Genomic DNA, 16,959 nt, shown 5'->3' on the forward strand with positions numbered 1-16,959 from the left:
GCTAGGGTGGCGGCGTGATCTTCTGGGAGCTGCTGCAGCGCCGGATCCGTCAGGACGGAGCCCAACCCCTGCTCACCTGCTACAACGCTGACGGCGCGCGTACGGAGCTGTCGGCGATCACGTACGGCAACTGGGTCGCCAAGGCGGCCAACTTCATCGCCGACCAGGTCGGCGCCGGTGCCGGTGACCGGATCGCTCTCGAGGTCGCTGCCCGCCGGCCCGGTCACTGGATGAGTCTGGTCTGGGTAGGTGGCTGCTGGGCCGCCGGGGTCGAGGTGGTGCTCGATCCCGACGCGGACGCAGTTGCTGTGGTCTCCGGCCCCGAACTCGAGTTCGGCAGTACGACCGGCGAGCGCTACGCCTGTTCGCTGCATCCGCTCGCTCTCGGCTTCGGCGACGGCCTACCCGACGGCGTGGTCGACTGGGCCGACGAGGTACGCAGCGAGCCCGACGCCCTGCTCGTGACCCCACCGATGGCCGACGACCCCGCCTGGGAGGGGATGTCGTACGCGGAGGTCGCGGCCATCGACGGTCAGTCGGAGCGAGTGGTGCTCGATTGCCGCGAGGCGCCGGACGACGTGCTCGGACTGGTCCGCGAGGCGCTGGTCGCACCACTGCTCGGGGGCGGCTCCTCGGTCACCGTGCACGGCGGCGACCCGGCACAGATCGCCGACCGCGAACGTGGTCACCTACGTCCCCTCACCTGACCAGCGAGGTGGGGGCGACGCGACGCACGGCCAGCGGGCCGAGGTCGCAGGGCGTGTTCCCCGCCCGCTCAGTCGCGGGTGAGACGTCGATGGGTCGTGGCGTGTGGCCGCGCGGCTTCGGGACCGAGCCGCTCCACCTTGTTGGTCTCGTAGTCGGCGAAGTTGCCCTCGAACCAGAACCAGTTGGCCTCGTCCTGGGCGTTCCCTTCCCACGCGAGGATGTGGGTCGCCACCCGGTCCAGGAACCACCGGTCGTGGGAGATCACCACGGCACAGCCGGGGAAGTCCAGCAGGGCGTCCTCCAGCGACTGCAGGGTCTCCACGTCGAGGTCGTTGGTCGGCTCGTCGAGCAGCAACAGGTTGCCGCCCATCTTGAGGGTCAACGCCAGGTTCAGCCGGTTGCGCTCGCCGCCGGACAGCACGCCGGTCGGCTTCTGCTGGTCGGGCCCCTTGAAGCCGAACGAGGCGACGTAGGCGCGCGACGGCACCTCGAAGTTCGCCACCTTGATGAAGTCGAGCCCGTCGGAGACGACCTCCCAGACGTTCTTGGTCTGGTCCAGTCCGGCCCGCGACTGGTCGACGTACGAGATCGACACCGTCTTGCCGAGGTCGAGGGAGCCGGAGTCGGGCTGTTCCTCACCGGTGATCATCTTGAACAGCGTCGACTTGCCGACGCCGTTGGGGCCGACCACGCCCACGATGCCCGAGCGGGGCAGGTCGAAGCTGAGCCCGTCGAACAGCTTCCGGTCGCCGAAGCCCTTGACCAGGTCGGAGACCTGCAGCACGTCGGTGCCCAACCGCGGACCGGGCGGGATGTTGATCTCGCTGGTGTCGAGCTTGCGGGTGCGCTCGGCCTCGGCCGCCATCTCCTCGTACCGGGCCAGCCGGGCACGGTTCTTGGCCTGCCGGGCCTTGGGGTTGGAGCGGACCCACTCCAACTCCTTCTCCAAGATCTTGGCCCGCTTGGCGTCCTTCTTGCCCTCGACCTGCAACCGGGACCGCTTGGTCTCGAGGTAGGTGGAGTAGTTGCCCTCGTACGGGTGGAGCCGACCGCGGTCGATCTCGCAGATCCACTGGGCGACGTTGTCGAGGAAGTACCGGTCGTGGGTGATGGCCAGCACGGCGCCGGGGTACGTCTTGAGGTGGCCCTCCAGCCAGTGCACCGACTCGGCGTCCAGGTGGTTGGTGGGCTCGTCGAGCAGCAACAGGTCGGGCTGCTGCAGCAGCAGCTTGCACATCGCGACGCGACGGCGCTCACCACCGGACAGCACGTCGACCGGGGTGTCCGGCGGCGGGCAGCGCAGGGCGTCCATCGCCTGCTCCAGCTTCGAGTCGATCTCCCACGCGTCGCGGGCGTCCAGTTGGGTCTGCACCGCGGCCATCTCGTCGCCGAGCGCCTCGTAGTCGGCGTCCGGCTCCCCCATCGCCAGGCCGAGGTCCTCGTACTTCTGCAGCAGCGCCTTGGTCTCGGCGACCGCCTCCTCGACGTTCTCCCGGACCGTCTTGTCCTCGGTGAGCGGCGGCTCCTGCAGCAGGATGCCGACCGACTTTCCCTTGGCGAGCGTCACGTCACCGTTGTTGGGGTGCTCGAGTCCGGCCATGATCTTGAGCAGGGTCGACTTGCCGGCACCGTTCGGGCCGACGACACCGATCTTGGCGCCCTCGTAGAACGACATGGTGACGTCGTCGAGGACCAGCTTCTCCCCCAGGGTCTTGCGGACCTTGGACATGGTGAAGACGAACTCTGGCATGGCTGGTGGGAACCTTCCCGGTGGAGTACAGATCGCGTCGCCCCGAGCCGACCGGTCGGGCGTCGCCGAGCGGACCCCAGTATGCCAGTGTTCGGCGTTGACCACGGCCGGAGCCCGGTCCGTTCGATCACGGGCTCCGGCCGGGCTCGTCTCGTGCCCACCGGCCGTCACGTTCCGGTCAGGCGTTCACCGTCGATCGTGCCTTGGACCGCGCCTTCGGCTGCTCCTTCCCGGTGACCGGTGCGGCCGGCTCGGTGACCGGTGCGGCCGGCTCGGCGGGAGCCTTCGCGTCGGTCCGGGGCTCGCCCGCGACGTCGGCCACCTCCGAGGTGTCGACCACGCGCGGGTCGCCCGATGCACTCGAGGCACCCGCCCACGGGTCGTCGCCACCCCGTACGGGCCTGAGGGCCCTGTCACCGACCCCGGCCATGTCCTCGTCGGATCCGGACGGTTGATCGCCGTCGCCGTGCTTGGGCGGCCGGGAGAAGTTGGCGATCCCGGAGCGCAGGTCATGACCCACGACGTCAGCCTCCAGCTCCAGGATCTCGCGCAGCTCACCGGTCTCCTTGTCGGCCCAGGTCCGGGTCCGGAGCTTCCCGATCACGACGACCGGGTGCCCGACGTCGAGGCTGCTGCGCACGTTGCCCGCCAGGGCTCGACGGCAGTTGACCGTGATCCACGTGGTCGGCCGGTCCACCCATTCCTCCCCCCGGCGGTAACCCGGGGTGTTGGCCAACCGGAAGGTGGCCCATGCGTCCAGCTCGGCCGTACGTCTGCGGTACACCACCTGCGTTCCGACGTTGCCCACCATCTGCACCTGTGCGTCCATGGCATTCCTCCGCTCGTGCCCCGCCCGATGGCTGGGGTCGTACCCACACAGTGGGACGACGGACCCGTCGCGCGTCACTCGATCCGGGCAGCTGTGGACAGTGCTTCACGGTCCGGATGCCGCTGTGGACAAGCCGCCACGGCCGTACGTCACTCCGCGGCGGTCACCGCCAACTGTCGGACCTCGTCGTGGCGCGCGAGCTCTGCCCGTACGGGCTCGATCACCAGCTCGTCGGTGACCTCGGCGATCGCGAGCCCCAACTGCTTGCGTGCCCGGGCCGCCCGCCGGCGGGCGCCCACCTCGACGCCGATCCGGCTGGCGGCGGCCACCACGAGCCCGCCAATCACCCCGCCGACCACCAACAACGTCGGCACCGGGACCTGCTGCCAGCGCACGTCGGGCAACGGCGGCAGCTGCAGGTACAGCAGCACCAGGTCGACAGCCAGCCAACCGAGCCCGGCCACCACGGCGGCGACGAGCACCCACTGCAGCACCCGGACCACCTGCCACCAGCGGCGGTGCCGCTGCAGGTCGAGGTCGGTCGTCGCGACGGCCCGGTCCAGCCGGTCCGGGACGGCGTCGCGACGGGCCGCCGCTGCCGTACGGACCGCGTCGGACCAACCGCGGGGCAGGTCGCCGGCGACCTCGTCGACCAGGTCGCGGATCGCGGTGTCGACCCGGGCCCGCTCCACCGAGGTGGTGGCCGGCAACGAGCTCCGTCCGACCCGTGCCGGGTCGATCTCCTTGGGCGCCTTGCGTCCGGACCGGAACCGGTCGAGGTGCAGCCGCTGCAGCGGGTCCGGCCGGAACTTCGCGAGCCACGCCAGCACCGGCCAGCCGGTCGCCAGCCCACCTCGCCGCCGCCACGCCTGCCCGACCGCTTCGGTCACCACCGGCACCCCGGCGGCGACCTCCATCGCCGCGTTGAGCCGCCCGACGGTGGCCTTGCCCAGTCCTCCCGCGTCGCGTCCCCCCTTGTCGCGGGTACGCCCCACGTCCGCGCAGGCGTCCCGCAGTTGTTCGCCGGCGGCCACCACGTCTTGTCGGACCCGGCTGGTCGCGGCCTTCTTGCTCGCCACGACGGCCGCCAGGTGGCGCCGGAACTCCGGCATGCCCTCGCCGGTGGCGGCCGAGACCGACATCACCGGGACCTTGTCGAGCCCTTCCTCGTCGAGCAACCCGCGCAGGTCGCCGGTGGCGGCGGTCCGGTCGCGGGCCGACAGCTTGTCGACCTGGTTGAGCAGCACCAGCATCGTCTCGGAGTGCCGGGCCAGCGGCCGCAGGTACTGCTCGTGAAGGGCGGCGTCGGCATACTTCTGCGGGTCCACCACCCACACCAGGACGTCGACCAGCTCGACCAGCCGGTCGACCTCGAGCCGGTGCGACAGCTCGGTCGAGTCGTGGTCGGGCAGGTCCAGCAGGACGAGCCCGTCGAGCGATTCGCCGCCGGAGCTGCCGAACCGGCGCTTGCCCTCCCGAGCCGGGACCAGCTGCTTGCCACGACCGCCAGCAGCCCTGCGGGGTTCGTCCCCGCGCGGTTCGCCCCCGCCCCGTTCAACCCCGCCCCGTTCAACCCCGCCCCGTTCAACCCCGCCCGGTTCGGCACGGGTCAGCTCGTCACGGGCCGGCTCGCCCGGGTCGGCGACGCCAGCGGCCGGCACCCGGTGCCGGGCCTTCACCTCGAGCCAGTCCAACAGGTCGTCGGCACCCTCGTCGCCGAACACCGCCGCCGCCGCGTGCGAGGTGGTGGGCCGTCGGACACCGGGCAGCGACAACTCCCCGCCGGCCAACGCGTTGAAGGTGGTCGACTTGCCGGACCCCGTGGCACCGGCCAGGGCCACCACGGTCGCGTCGCCGGAGATCGCCAGCCGCCCGGTCGCCCGCCGCACCACCGCGTCGGCGGCCTCGACGACCTCGTCGGGCACCCGGCCACGGGCCAGGTCGGTCGCCTTCCGCAGTGCCTGCAGCCGGCCCGCCAGGTTGGTCCGCCCAGCCATCAGCGTGATCCCCCCGGACGCGCCGTGTCGGTCCCGCCGTGCCCCTCGGCCGCGACACCACTCCCGCCGGAACCGGACGCCGGTTCGACCACCTCGGCGTCCACCACCTCCGCCTCCGGCGGCTGCGTGGAGGAGCCACCGGTGTCGATCACCTCGGCGGCCGGCTCGGGGCCGTCCACGGTCAGCTCGGGGCGTCCCCGTCCGGCCAGCTCACGACTGCGGGCGTCCTCGGCCTCGGACGGCACCAGCACCGAACCGACGTGCACCGGCAGCCCCTTCAGCCGGCCCACCTCCGTGATCGCCGCCCGCAACCGGCTCGCATCGGCCGGGTCGGCGGCGTGCCGGTCCAGCAGCGCGTGGAACCGACGCAGCTCGGCGGCCAGCAACGCCTCCACCCGGCCGTCCAGGTCAGCCTTCGCCCGCTGGGTCAACGATCGGATCGCCTGGTCGCCGAACACCGCCTCCAGCACCCGTTGTGCCAGCAACGCCGTACCACCTGCCACCCCGACCTCGGCACCGAGCAGCCCGCCGGTCTGGGAGAACACCACGATCATCAGCGCGACACCGATCACGTTCACCCCGAACGCCAGGAACCGGGCCCGCGACCGCTTGCCCATCCCCTCGTCGGCGACCAGGTCCAGCACGTCGCCCTGCCAGTCGCGGATGCTGCGGGCGACATCGGCGGGGAAGTCGGCCGAGGCGCGCGACAGGTCGTACCGGCCGCTCGCCAACAGCGCCCGTCCGGACGGGTGCGCGTGCCACGCGGCCTCGGCCCGTTCGGCGGCGGCGTTGCCCTCCTCGCGGACCAGCGCCTCCAGCCCGGCCTCGACCGCGACCTGCACCTTCGCGGCAGCGGGCGGCTTGCCCTGCACCGTGGCGACGATCTTGTCGCGGAGCCAGCCGATCCGCTGCTCCAGCGCCCGGAAGAACTCACCGGTCCCGACGAACTCGTGCCACCGGGTGAGCACCTCCCCGCGCAGCAGGGTGCCGTCGGCGGTCTGCACGCCGATGGTCCGTACGGCTTCGGCGTACGACGCGTCCGCCTCGGCCCGCAGTTGCTCCAGGGTGTGCACCTGCTCGTCGACCGCGCGGGCCAACACCGGCGACTGCTGCACCAGCTGGGTGATCGCCCCGTCGAGGGTGCGGTGCACCACATCGGACCGGCTCGCCTGGTCGGCGGCCAGCGAGGCCAACCACGACTTGATCGGCTGGACGGCCGCGGCCGGCAGCACTCCGCCCTCGGTGGCCGTGGTCTCGGGCACCCCGAACAGCGGCGACTCCCCCAGCCCGCGCTGCGACATCATCTGGCCGAGGTGGGTGCCGATCTCCTGCAGGTTGGCCGGGTCGACCCGGTCGAGCACCACCCCGACCGCTGCCGACCGCTCCGCCGCCGAGCGCAGGTACTCCCACGGCACGGCGTCGGCGTAGCGGGCCGCCGACGTGACGAACAGCCACAGGTCGGCGGCCGCCAGCAGTTGGGCGGCGAGCTCCCGGTTGCGCACGTCGACCGAGTCGACGTCGGGGGCGTCCAGGATCGCCAGTCCGGGCGGGATCGAGTCCTCGGCGACCAGCCGCAACGCACGGGTCCCCTCCACCCCGCCGAGCTGGCCGGTGGTCCGGGCCAGCCCGGGCAGGATCCGGTCGTCGGCGAACCAGCGACCGTCGTCGGGGTGGTGCACCAGCACCGGGGCCTTCGTGGTCGGCCGGATCACCCCCGAGACCGTGACCGTACGACCGACCAGTGAGTTGACCAGGGTCGACTTGCCCGCGCCGGTCGAGCCACCGACGACGCACAACAGGGGTGCGTCGATGGTGGCCAGCCGGGGCAGCACGTAGTCGTCGAGTTGGTGCACCATGGCGCGGGCCTGTTGCTGCCGCTCGGCCACGTCGGGGAGCCGCAGCGGTAGCCGTACGGCATCGACCGCGTCACGCAGCTCACCCAGCGCACGTTGCAGATCGTCGGTCACCGGCGGGCACCTCCCGGCCTTGAGGACGAGGTGGTCGAACCACCGCCGTCAGCTGCCCGAGGTGGTCACCCCGGTGGAGCCCACGTGGGATCCACTGCGGAGTATTGCGCAGCCCCGGCTCCGACGCGTGCCGGGCCCTGTCGTTGGCCGCCACCGACCGGCCGGCGACGCTGTCGCCGCTGCTGCAGGAACTCCCGCACCCACTGCCACGGGTACCGCACCGCACCGCCCAGCGGATCGATGCCGCGGTCCCGCAATGCCTCCAGCTCGGCGAAGATCTGCCCCTCCCGGGCGAACCCGCCGTCATCGACCAGGCCGCGGGTGATCGCGTCGCGCAGGTAGCCCAACTCGGTGCCCAGCCGCAGGTAACGCAGCATGTCGCGCCATGGCGACGGGGCCGCCATCACCACGATCACGAGGCCGAGGGCGACGATCCGGATGCCGTACTCGATGATCACGTTCCACTCGAACACCAGGGTCAGCACGATGAGCAGCGGCATCACGATGATCAGCAGCGGTGCGAGGAACGCGGTGACGCGGTGCTCGAACATCGACCACCAGATGGCCGACAGCCGCCGCATCGGGGACGACACCACGTCCTGGTCGGCCTCGGACAACCAGCCGGTCAGCACGTAGTCGCCGAGCCGGGCCCGCAGCAGCCGGGACTCCCGGCCGACCCCACGGATGGTGAACGTCAACACGAAGATGGCCAGCGGCAGGGCGATGAAGAAGTACAGCGGCATCGGGTTCTGCATCGTGCTGGCGAACCCGTTCCACGCCATGTGCAGCAGCGCGGCACCGCAGAAGCCGACCAGCGGTGCGATGATCCGGACGCGCTTGCTGCGCGTGCGCAGTGCCACGATCAGCCCGAACGCGGTCATGATCGTGAACAGTGGGTGGGCGAAGAAGCTGGCGATGCCGCGGACGAAGAACAGCTGTTGCATCGCGACCTCGGGCTCGACCTGCCCGTACGTCTGCGCTGCGTACCGGTAGACGCGGCCGTAGTAGATGATGTTCTCCACGTACGCGAACCCGGCGGCCGAGATGCCGGCCAGGGCGACCGATCCCAGGCGGCTGACGTAGCCGTACCGGAGCAGGATCGCGATGAAGAACAGCACCGTGGCCTTGGTGGCCTCCTCGACGAACGGGGCGACGAAGATGGCGGCGCGGGCGCCGGTGGCCGGGTCGCCGTTGCCGACGATGCTGAGGTGCTGGGCAGCCAGGGTGTTGAAGTGGGCCGACAGGAAGGTCGAGATCGCCGCCCCCCACGCGAAGGTGAGGACCCAGATCCACGCGCGGCCGAAGAAGCCCTGGGTGCGGAACCGGTCGGCCAGGATGAACACGCACACCAGCGGGATCACGGTGATCAGCGCGTAGCTGTTGGCCTCGAAGATCGCCTCGTGCCCGAGCCCGGGGACCGTGCCGGTCGGCAGCTCGCGGTCGGGCACCATCATGAGGTAGAGCCCGATCAGGCTGGCGACGGTGCCGAGCACGACGACGATGCTGGCGTAGGTGAGCGGGCTGCGCAGGATGCGTTGCCCGATCGACAATTCCGGCTCCGGTGCCGCGATCCCGTTGCGCCGCATCGCCTTGCGCTCGGCCGCGGTCGACCCGATGGGCACCAGCGGATCCTCCTGCAGGGACGAGGCCTTGCTCGCGGGCACCACGGACATGGCGACAAGGCTACCTGCCGAGGTGCCCACCTCACGGGTCGCCGCCCCTCCCACACCCCTCGATCGCGCCATCCGGGCCCCAGATCGGCGGGGTCGGTCGTAAGGATGGGCGTCTGAGCGACATCGGCGACGCATACGTCCAGCTGTGTCGCTGTGGCGCCCCTTTGCACGGGCACGCAGCCCGGAACGGGCCGGATCGTCCCTCGATGAGCGCCGGGCGGGCCGGATTCCGTACGATGGAGCGGGCCACCGGCCCCCGTAGCTCAGTGGACAGAGCAGAAGCCTTCTAATCTTCTGGTCGCAGGTTCGAATCCTGCCGGGGGCGCCAGAATCTCGGGTCTCCACGGCCGTGGGACGAGCCGATCATCGTGGCCCGGACGTGGCAGCGTGCACCGCACGCACATCACACTCGCAGACCGGAAGGTGGGACGGCCCGTGCGCTGGCAGCGGCTCATCATTCCGGTGTACGGACCGACGGCGTTGGCGTCGATCGGGATGGGCGCCACGCTGCCGCTGATCGCCTTGACCGCCCGCAGCCTCGGTGCCGACGTCGGCACCGCCGCGCTGCTGGTCGGGCTGATCGGGCTCGGCCAGCTGCTCGGTGACCTGCCGGCGGGTGCGATCGCCCACCGGTTCGGTGAGCGGCGGGCCTTGGTGGGTGCCGGACTGGTGGAGGTGCTCGCCTTCGGCACCGCCTTCCTGGCCCGTGACGTGGCGGTGCTGGCGGCCGCGGTGCTGGTGATGGGACTGGCGAACGCGGTGTTCGGGCTGGCCCGGCACGCCTACCTGACCGAGGCGGTGCCGATCCGCAATCGGGCGAAGGCCCTGTCGGCGCTCGGCGGCACCTTCCGGATCGGCACCTTCATCGGTCCGTTCCTGGCTGCCGGGATGCTGTTGGTCGTCCCGATGTCGTGGGTGTACGGCTTCGCCGCCGTGATGAGCCTGGGCGCGGCACTGTTGGCCATGACCCTGCCCGACCTGCCGACCGCGGCGGGCCCCGCCGGTGACGCCGAGCCGGCGGCGCCGCGTGCTGCGGCGCGGGGCCTGTCGATGTGGCAGGTGTTGTACGCCCATCGTCGCGTCCTGCTGCTGCTCGGCTCGGGGATCCTGACGATCTCGGCGGTCCGCGCCGCCCGGCAGGGCATCGTTCCGCTGTGGTGCGAACACATCGGGTTGGACGCCTCCACCGCCAGCATCGTGTACGGCATCTCCGGCGCGGTCGACATGCTGATGTTCCTGCCCGGTGGTGCGCTGATGGACCGGATGGGCCGGGTGTGGGGTGCCGTACCGGCGATGATCGTGCTCGGCCTCGGGTTCGTGCTGCTGCCGTTGAGCCACGGCCTGGGCGGGGTGATCGCGGTGGCCTGCCTGCTCGGGCTCGGCAACGGGTTCTCGTCCGGGATCGTGATGACCCTCGGTGCGGACGAGGCGCCGATGGTCGGGCGGGCGAAGTTCCTGGGCGGCTGGCGACTGTGTGCCGACATCGGCGGGGCGACCGGCCCCTTCCTCATCAGTGCGGTGACGCTGCTGGTGTCGCTCGGCGCGGCGTCGGTCGCGATCGGGGTCGTGGGCTGGCTCGGCGCCGGCTGGCTGGCCCGCTGGATCGGCCGGGTCGGCCCGAACCGGCTGCGCTGATCACCAGTCGATGTGCATCCCGTACGTGACGGTGTCGCCCTCGTCGACCTGCTCGATCCGGCGGACGACCGCCTTGACCGGCACCAGGTAGCCGTCCTCACGCGGGGTCACCGTCGTCTCCCACTGGGTCTCGCCGATCCGGACCGTGGCCGGGATCGTGCCCCACCCGGCGGTCGCGGCGTTGCTGAGCTCGGCCAGCAGACCGACCAGATCATCCGGCACCGTGAGGAAGTAGAACGGCTCTGGCCCACGCCAGAAGATGATCTCGCCCTCGACGGTGAACTCCATCCCCCCACCTTCGAACAGGCGGCCGGTCGTGCGCAAGGGGCCCCTCGACAAGCTCGGGGAACGTGAGGGCACGCCCGTCGAGCCCGTCGAGACGCCCGCCGAGCTCGGAGACTGGTGGTCAGGCGGTGATGTCGCGCCCGGAGAACCGGGCCCAGGCGATCGACAGCGCCACCACGGCCCAGGCACCGTTGACGAGCAGCCCGTTGGTGATGTTGTCGAGCAGGACCGGCTCGAACAGCAGGTCGGTGAAGGCGAGCCACTGGTGCACCAACAGGAACGGGTGCAGCCAGTCGAGCTGCGGGATCTGGTTGAGGACGAAGGCGATCGTGACCAGCCCGATGGTGGCGAGGGTGGCGGCGATCGGCTGCTCGGTCAGCGTCGAGACCAGCAGTCCGATCGCACCGACGGCGGCCAGGCAGACCGCCAGGTAGCCGACCATCAGCAGCAGCCGACCGATCGCCTCCCCCAGCCCGATCTGGGCACCGGAGATCGTGGTCACCGGGCCCATCCCGAACAGGATCCCGCCGCTGATCATGCCGACCGTGGCGACCAGCAGCGGCGCGACGATCGCACCGACGATGAGCGTCGCGTACTTGGTGGCCAACAGCCGGGTCCGGTTGACCGGCACCGTCAGCACGTAGCGCAGGGTGCCGAGCTGGGCCTCGCCGGCGATCGCGTCACCACTGAGGGTGGCGACCGCCATCGGCAGGAACAGCGGCAGCTCCAGGGTCAGCGCGACCACGGCGACGAAGAAGCCGTTCTCGGTGATGCTGGTCAAGAAGCCCGGCCCGTCGCCGGGGTCCGGCCCCGACACCTTGATCGCGATCGAGATCAGGATCGGGATCACCGCCAGCACCAGCAGGCCCACCTGGTTGCGCCGACGGCCGAAGATCAGCCGCAGCTCACCGGTGAAGAACCGCAGGGCACCGACGACCGGCGGTACGGCCCGCGCCGGGCCCGGGGCCGGGGCGGCGCCGATCGCCAGTTCCTCGTTCGTGGCCGGCTTGGCGTCAGGCGACATCGAATCCGGCCCCCGTCAGCTCGATGAACTCGTCCTCGAGGCTGGCCTGTCGGGCCTCGAACCCCTCCACCGGGACGCCGTCGGCGACGAGTGCGGCGACCACCTCGGCCGCGGCCAGGTCGGCGGGTCGTACACCGGCGACTGCCGACAGTTCGGCGCCGACGGCGTTGCGGCCGCGGGCCACCGAGGTGGTGGTGAGCTCGGTGACCCCCAGTCGGGTCAGCGTCGTGGTCGCGGCGGTCGCGTCGGTGGTGTCGACCCGGATCCGGCCGTGCGCTCCTCGTACCTCGGCCAACGTCCCCTGGGCAACCAGCTTGCCGGTGGACATCACCCCGACATGACTGCAGATCTGTTCGACCTCGGCGAGCAGGTGGGTGGACACCAACACGGTGGTCCCGTCGGAGGTGAGGTCGGCGACCAGGTGGCGGATCTCCCGGGTGCCCTGCGGGTCGAGTCCGTTCGTGGGTTCGTCCAGGATCAGCAGGTCACGGGGTTGCAGCAGCGCACCGGCGATCGCGAGCCGCTGCTTCATGCCCAACGAGTAGGCGCGGAACCGTTTGTCGGCGACGTGGGAGAGCCCGACGCGTTCCAGGGCGGCTCCGATCCGGTGGCCGGCGGTCGCCGGGTCGGCGGCGATGTCGGCGGTGTCGAGCCGCCGCAGGTTCGCCCGACCGGAGAGGTGGGGATGGAACGCCGGTCCTTCGATCAGGCAGCCGACCCGCGACAGCACCGAGCCTGATGTCGTCCCCCGGGTCGGTTGCCCCAACACCTCGACGGTGCCGGCATCGGGGGCGACCAGGCCGACCAGCATCCGGATCGTGGTGGTCTTGCCCGAGCCGTTCGGGCCGAGGAACCCGTACACCGAGCCGACCGGGACGGCCAGATCGATGCCGCCGACCGCGGTGTGCCGACCAAACCGTTTGGTCAGGCCGGTCGTCCGGACGGCCATCGGCGCGTCGACGGGACTCGACCGTTCGTCCTCCCCGGACGAGGAGTCCGTGGCTGACAGGTCAGCCGGGGATGACACTGACCAGGTGATCTGCGGTGACCGCGCCGGCGGCGACGCGACCGTCGTTGGTCAGTACCACGCTGAACAGGCTGCCCTCGAGCAGTTTTCCGCCGCCCCAGCTGCCGCTGACGGTGGGCAGCTGGTCGATCATCTGCTGCCACTGCTGGGCCTCGCCGCCGCGTTCGCCGCCCTGGTTGGGTTCGGTGTTGCCGGCGCCCGGTGACGGCAGCTTCGCGATCACGACCTGGGACCAGCCGGAGCCGATCACCTCGGGCCGCTCGCCCTGCTTGCCCTCGCCCTGCTGGCCTTCGCGCTTCTGGTGCTCGCCGGGGGTGACCTCCTCGACCTCCACCCCGGGCGGCGGGGTGAACGTGAACACCGAGGCGTCGGGTCGGGCGTCACTGAAGTCGGTGAAGCCGACGTCGATGGCCGGTGCGTCGGCACCCTTGGCCCACACCTGGGTGCGCAGTGCCATGTTGGTCGTCGCGTCGACCGCGATCGACACGCTCCCGATCTTGGTGTCGGCCGAGGTCGGGGTCAGCACCAGTTCGTACGCGGCACGTCCGGCGACGGTGGTGGTCCGGTTGGTGCTCACCTCGGTGTCGGGCTCGACCGCGGCGAGGAACTTCTGCGCCAGCTGCTGTGGTGTGTACTCCGGGGTGCCCGGGCGCTGCTTCGACGTCTTCTCGCCCTCGGGGACGGTCGCGTGGGTGGCCTTGCGCTCGGCACTGGACCAGATCCAGACGTCGTTCTCGCCCTTGATCACGGCCCACTCGTCGGAGCCCTTGGTGATCGCGGCCTTGGCGTTGGTGCCGTCGACCCACACGCGTACGGTGTTGGATCCGGTCAGCAGGCTGCCCGGACCCTCGCCGGCGCCGGGAATGGCCGGCAGCCCGAGGTCGACGTCGGAGCGGACGGTGCCGGAGAAGGCGGTGGCGGTCGGGTTCTGCAGGTCGACCAGCAACTGCTCGGCGGTCTTCGGCGGGAGCGGCGGCTCGGCCTGTGCCTGGGAGGCGAAGGCGCCGCCGGCGACCAGCGCGGCGACGACCACCGGGACGGCCCAGCGCAACGGCGTCCGGGCCCTGCTCGTACGGTGCTGTCGTTCTTGGGTGGATGCCGACATGACCTCATGCTACGCCGCCGGGGCAACAGATCGAAGGCCTCGGAGACCCTGAGGCACCCCCGAGATCCGGGTGCGTGGGGTGGTGCCCCCGGGCGCGGCCGTCGGGGGCAGCTCGTCCGGCGCGGGCCGTACGCGGTCTAGAGTGTGGGCCGTGAATGACCGGCTGGTGTGGATCGACTGCGAGATGACCGGCCTCGACCTGGCCACGGATGCCCTGATCGAGGTGGCGGCGCTCGTCACCGACGGCGACCTCAACGTGCTCGGCGAGGGCGTCGACGTGATCATCACCCCACCCGCGCAGACGCTGGTCGCGATGAACGACGTGGTCCGCACGATGCACGAGAAGTCGGGCCTGCTGACCGAACTGCCCACCGGGATGACGATGTCGGACGCCGAGCAGGTCGTACTCGACTACATCCGGGAGCACGTGCCGGAGGCCCGCAAGGCACCGCTGGCGGGCAACACGATCGGCACCGACCGCAACTTCCTGGCCCGCGACATGCCGGCCCTGGAGGGACACGTCCACTACCGCAGCGTCGACGTGTCCAGCATCAAGGAGCTGGCCCGTCGCTGGTTCCCCCGCGCCTACTTCGCCTCCCCCGCCAAGTCGGGCAACCACCGGGCGCTGGCCGACATCCAGGAGTCGATCGAGGAGCTTCGCTACTACCGGGAGGCCGTGTTCGTGGCCGACCCCGGACCGGACACCGCCACGGCCCGCGAACTCGCCGCCAGGCATCAGGGGACCCTCACCGGGGCTGTCCCCGAACGGGTCGGCGACGCCTCCGTCACCCCGGTCGGTACGGCATCGGAGCCCGATGCCCAGGCGCCGTCGGCGAACTGATTTCGTCCCTGCCGGGGTGAGTCGCTACACTTTGCGGGCACGTCGTTGACCAGTTCGACGTCGGCACGGTGGGTGTAGCTCAGCTGGTAGAGCACCTGGTTGTGGTCCAGGTGGCCGCGGGTTCGAGTCCCGTCACTCACCCCAAACGGGTCAGGTGTGAACTTGCGACCAAGGGTCCGCCCTTGGTCGCGGTTCCCACCTGGCCCATTTTCTTCGCCTCGGCGGCCCAGGTCAGCGCGTCGGAGTGGAGGCCGGGGATGCTCAGCCCGTCGTACGGGTTGCGGTAGCCGACGCGCACGTCGTTGTCTTCGTCGATGTAGATCGTCTTGAACAGCGCCTGGTTGAGGAGCCGACGGTTCGCATCGTCGGCATGCTCGTAGATGTCGGCGGCGTTGGACAGCAGCTTCAGGGAGTCGTCGAGGTTCTCTCGCGCTGCGGCGTAGTGGCCGTGGTGCGCAGTGATCCGGTGCTCGATGGTCTCCAACGACGCGGTGATCCGGTCCTGTTCCTTCTTGAGGAGGTCGAGTGGGATGGCTCCGGCGTAGTGAGCTTGGAGCAGCTTCTGCTGCTCGCCTTCGAGCTGGGTCCTCCGGGACGCGAGGTCGGCGAGTTCGGCGGCTCCTTCGGCCATCATCTCGTCGAACCGGGCATGGATCATCGCCGAGACTGCCTCAATGGTTTCCGGGTCGATCTGCACCTTGGTGTAGAAGCGCTCGACGAGGCGTTCGACCTGCTCGATGAGCATCGGCCCCGAACGTACTACTCAGGCACCCCAGGGTCCGGTCCCAGCATCTCGATGCTGGGGCCGGTTTGCTTTCACATTCGTCCTGGTCAAGGAACGTTTCCGACGTGGGGCCCAGCTGCTGGCTCATACAGCTTCCGACAACCATCGGCCCGCGCATCATCAAGCCACAAGAGTGGGAGTCAGCACTGACGGACTGCTAGATTTGAGTCACACCACCCGGCCCCTCTGGGGCCGGGTTTTGTCGTGTCGCGAGGCTTGTTGGCCCTCGAAGGCCGTCGATGGCCGCTCCCCCGACTCCCCTGAACCATGTGCTGAAGATCGATCGGGACGGAGCCCAGGTAGTAGGCTGGCCCGGTCCGGAGTGTGTCCAGGTCAGGGGTGAATCGGTGAGCTACTACCCGCAACCGCAGGGGAGCATGCCGCCGCGCCCGCACGAGAACTCGGGCACCCACATCGCGATCGCCTGGATCCTCGCCGTGCTCACCGGGTTCGGTCTGCTCCCGTGGGCGATCGCCGCCACCCGGCACAAGGAGAACACCACCACGATCGCGCTGATCAACGTGTTCCTCGGCTGGACCGGTGTCGGCTGGATCATCGCCCTCGTGATGGCCTGCCTGAGCGATCCGGTCCGACCGCCGCACCAGACGGTGATCCCGGGATACGCCACGCAGGTCCCCCAGTACCAGCAGTCGAGCCAGTACCAGCAGCGCACCCCACCGGCCATCACGACCGGAGCGGATGAGGAGTTCCCCGCCTACCGGCCGCCGCCGGCCCCGTTCGCCCAGGCCCAGGGCAATCCGTACGGCGCGACGCAGGGGCAGCACAACCCGTACGCCCCCTCCACCTCGTACGGCCAGACCGACCCGTACGGGCAACCCAGCGCCTACGGCGTGCCGTACGAGGATCCGCTCCCCGAGCGCCCCCGGTCCGCCCTCGACCTGCCCGAGGACTTCCCGGCCCGACCCACCCCGTACGGCGACGCCCTCGGCCGGCAGCACGCGTTCGGGATGAGTTCGACTGACGCGTTCTCGACCTACCCGGAGGCGGAACGGCCGGTCCCGACCGTCGAGGGGGTCCTCCAGGCCCCCCGTTCGGCCGGGTCGGGCACGCGGCCTGACAGCACCGACGAACGCAACAGCACCGACGAACGCAACAGCACCGACGAACGCGACACCACCGACGAACGCATGACCGACGAGCCCACGATCGAGCTCGGCACGCGGCCCGGCAGGACAGACGACGCATGAGTCCGTCCTCGGCGACCGGCAGCCGCCGGCGCGGGCTGCGGCTGGGCCTGGCGACTGCCGCCGGACGCCTCGCGGCGTTCGGGTCTCGGATGGCCGGCCGCGGGTCAGGAGCGTCGATCCGAGGCC

14 protein-coding genes and 2 tRNA genes are annotated in these 16,959 nt (G+C 70.8%); 6 read left to right on the top strand and 10 right to left on the bottom strand.

The window, feature by feature from the left end:
• Positions 1-14 precede the first annotated feature (14 nt).
• On the top strand, positions 15-707 hold the full coding sequence (locus ACQBAU_RS13730) for a TIGR03089 family protein (RefSeq protein ID WP_465256932.1): 693 nt from the start codon (positions 15-17) through the stop codon (positions 705-707).
• A 68-nt stretch (positions 708-775) separates the two neighbouring features.
• Here the strand turns inward: ACQBAU_RS13730 and ettA are convergent, their stop codons facing one another.
• The 5 genes from ettA to ACQBAU_RS13755 form a co-directional block, all read right to left on the bottom strand.
• Positions 776-2,458: an energy-dependent translational throttle protein EttA gene (gene ettA, locus ACQBAU_RS13735; protein WP_434551380.1), complete on the bottom strand. Its 1,683-nt coding sequence runs from the start codon at positions 2,456-2,458 to the stop codon at positions 776-778.
• A 178-nt stretch (positions 2,459-2,636) separates the two neighbouring features.
• Positions 2,637-3,287 carry a single-stranded DNA-binding protein gene (locus ACQBAU_RS13740; protein WP_465256931.1) on the bottom strand — a complete coding sequence of 217 codons (651 nt, stop codon included), beginning with the start codon at positions 3,285-3,287 and terminating at the stop codon, positions 2,637-2,639.
• Positions 3,288-3,436: 149 nt separating this feature from the next.
• The gene (locus ACQBAU_RS13745; RefSeq protein WP_465259370.1) at positions 3,437-5,284 is read right to left on the bottom strand and encodes a P-loop NTPase family protein; all 1,848 of its coding nucleotides are present in this window, start codon (positions 5,282-5,284) and stop codon (positions 3,437-3,439) included.
• A complete protein-coding gene (locus tag ACQBAU_RS13750; RefSeq protein WP_465256930.1) occupies positions 5,284-7,251 on the bottom strand; it encodes an ABC transporter in 1,968 nt (655 codons plus the stop codon). The genes ACQBAU_RS13745 and ACQBAU_RS13750 overlap by 1 nt, the downstream gene beginning before the upstream one ends.
• Positions 7,252-7,316: 65 nt before the next feature.
• Positions 7,317-8,924, bottom strand: a complete 1,608-nt coding sequence (locus tag ACQBAU_RS13755) for a PrsW family intramembrane metalloprotease (RefSeq protein ID WP_434551384.1) — start codon at positions 8,922-8,924, stop codon at positions 7,317-7,319.
• A 252-nt stretch (positions 8,925-9,176) separates the two neighbouring features.
• On the opposite strand from ACQBAU_RS13755, the gene ACQBAU_RS13760 reads away from it, so the two are divergent.
• Both ACQBAU_RS13760 and ACQBAU_RS13765 read left to right on the top strand, forming a co-directional pair.
• Positions 9,177-9,252, top strand: a tRNA-Arg gene (locus tag ACQBAU_RS13760).
• A gap of 107 nt (positions 9,253-9,359) precedes the next feature.
• Complete coding sequence (locus tag ACQBAU_RS13765; protein ID WP_465256929.1) at positions 9,360-10,559, top strand: MFS transporter; 1,200 nt, start codon at positions 9,360-9,362, stop codon at positions 10,557-10,559.
• Here the strand turns inward: ACQBAU_RS13765 and ACQBAU_RS13770 are convergent, their stop codons facing one another.
• From ACQBAU_RS13770 to ACQBAU_RS13785, 4 genes are all read right to left on the bottom strand, one after another.
• Positions 10,560-10,847, bottom strand: a complete 288-nt coding sequence (locus ACQBAU_RS13770) for a DUF1905 domain-containing protein (protein WP_465256928.1) — start codon at positions 10,845-10,847, stop codon at positions 10,560-10,562.
• 118 nt (positions 10,848-10,965) lie between these two features.
• A complete protein-coding gene (locus ACQBAU_RS13775; RefSeq protein WP_465256927.1) occupies positions 10,966-11,868 on the bottom strand; it encodes an ABC transporter permease in 903 nt (300 codons plus the stop codon).
• Positions 11,858-12,817 carry an ABC transporter ATP-binding protein gene (locus ACQBAU_RS13780; protein ID WP_434551388.1) on the bottom strand — a complete coding sequence of 320 codons (960 nt, stop codon included), beginning with the start codon at positions 12,815-12,817 and terminating at the stop codon, positions 11,858-11,860. Before ACQBAU_RS13780 ends, ACQBAU_RS13775 begins: the two co-directional genes overlap by 11 nt.
• A 61-nt stretch (positions 12,818-12,878) precedes the next feature.
• A complete protein-coding gene (locus tag ACQBAU_RS13785; RefSeq protein ID WP_465256926.1) occupies positions 12,879-14,000 on the bottom strand; it encodes a LolA family protein in 1,122 nt (373 codons plus the stop codon).
• A 184-nt stretch (positions 14,001-14,184) separates the two neighbouring features.
• On the opposite strand from ACQBAU_RS13785, the gene orn reads away from it, so the two are divergent.
• Entirely contained in the window at positions 14,185-14,841 is a 657-nt protein-coding gene (orn, locus tag ACQBAU_RS13790; RefSeq protein ID WP_465259511.1) for an oligoribonuclease, read from the top strand.
• A gap of 68 nt (positions 14,842-14,909) precedes the next feature.
• Positions 14,910-14,985 (top strand) — tRNA-His (locus tag ACQBAU_RS13795).
• Here the strand turns inward: ACQBAU_RS13795 and ACQBAU_RS13800 are convergent.
• Positions 14,978-15,586 (bottom strand): hypothetical protein, encoded by a 609-nt coding sequence (locus ACQBAU_RS13800; protein ID WP_465256924.1) that lies wholly within the window; start codon positions 15,584-15,586, stop codon positions 14,978-14,980. The genes ACQBAU_RS13795 and ACQBAU_RS13800 overlap by 8 nt on opposite strands.
• A 386-nt stretch (positions 15,587-15,972) precedes the next feature.
• On the opposite strand from ACQBAU_RS13800, the gene ACQBAU_RS13805 reads away from it, so the two are divergent.
• On the top strand, positions 15,973-16,833 hold the full coding sequence (locus ACQBAU_RS13805; protein ID WP_465256923.1) for a superinfection immunity protein: 861 nt from the start codon (positions 15,973-15,975) through the stop codon (positions 16,831-16,833).
• The last annotated feature ends 126 nt before the right edge of the window (positions 16,834-16,959 follow it).

The organism is Carbonicoccus niuqiaonis, assembly GCF_050157065.1.
GTDB lineage: Bacteria > Actinomycetota > Actinomycetes > Propionibacteriales > Propionibacteriaceae > Avipropionibacterium.

Bases quoted from the DNA above. Each gene is read 5' to 3' on its own strand.
- ACQBAU_RS13775 (WP_465256927.1), bottom strand. From the start codon at position 11,868: ATGTCGCCTGACGCCAAGCCGGCCACGAACGAGGAACTGGCGATCGGC.
- ettA (WP_434551380.1), bottom strand. From the start codon at position 2,458: ATGCCAGAGTTCGTCTTCACCATGTCCAAGGTCCGCAAGACCCTGGGG.
- ACQBAU_RS13745 (WP_465259370.1), bottom strand. From the start codon at position 5,284: ATGGCTGGGCGGACCAACCTGGCGGGCCGGCTGCAGGCACTGCGGAAG.
- ACQBAU_RS13785 (WP_465256926.1), bottom strand. From the start codon at position 14,000: ATGTCGGCATCCACCCAAGAACGACAGCACCGTACGAGCAGGGCCCGG.
- ACQBAU_RS13740 (WP_465256931.1), bottom strand. From the start codon at position 3,287: ATGGACGCACAGGTGCAGATGGTGGGCAACGTCGGAACGCAGGTGGTG.
- ACQBAU_RS13780 (WP_434551388.1), bottom strand. From the start codon at position 12,817: ATGGCCGTCCGGACGACCGGCCTGACCAAACGGTTTGGTCGGCACACC.
- ACQBAU_RS13800 (WP_465256924.1), bottom strand. From the start codon at position 15,586: ATGCTCATCGAGCAGGTCGAACGCCTCGTCGAGCGCTTCTACACCAAG.
- ACQBAU_RS13755 (WP_434551384.1), bottom strand. From the start codon at position 8,924: ATGTCCGTGGTGCCCGCGAGCAAGGCCTCGTCCCTGCAGGAGGATCCG.
- ACQBAU_RS13770 (WP_465256928.1), bottom strand. From the start codon at position 10,847: ATGGAGTTCACCGTCGAGGGCGAGATCATCTTCTGGCGTGGGCCAGAG.
- orn (WP_465259511.1), top strand. From the start codon at position 14,185: ATGACCGGCCTCGACCTGGCCACGGATGCCCTGATCGAGGTGGCGGCG.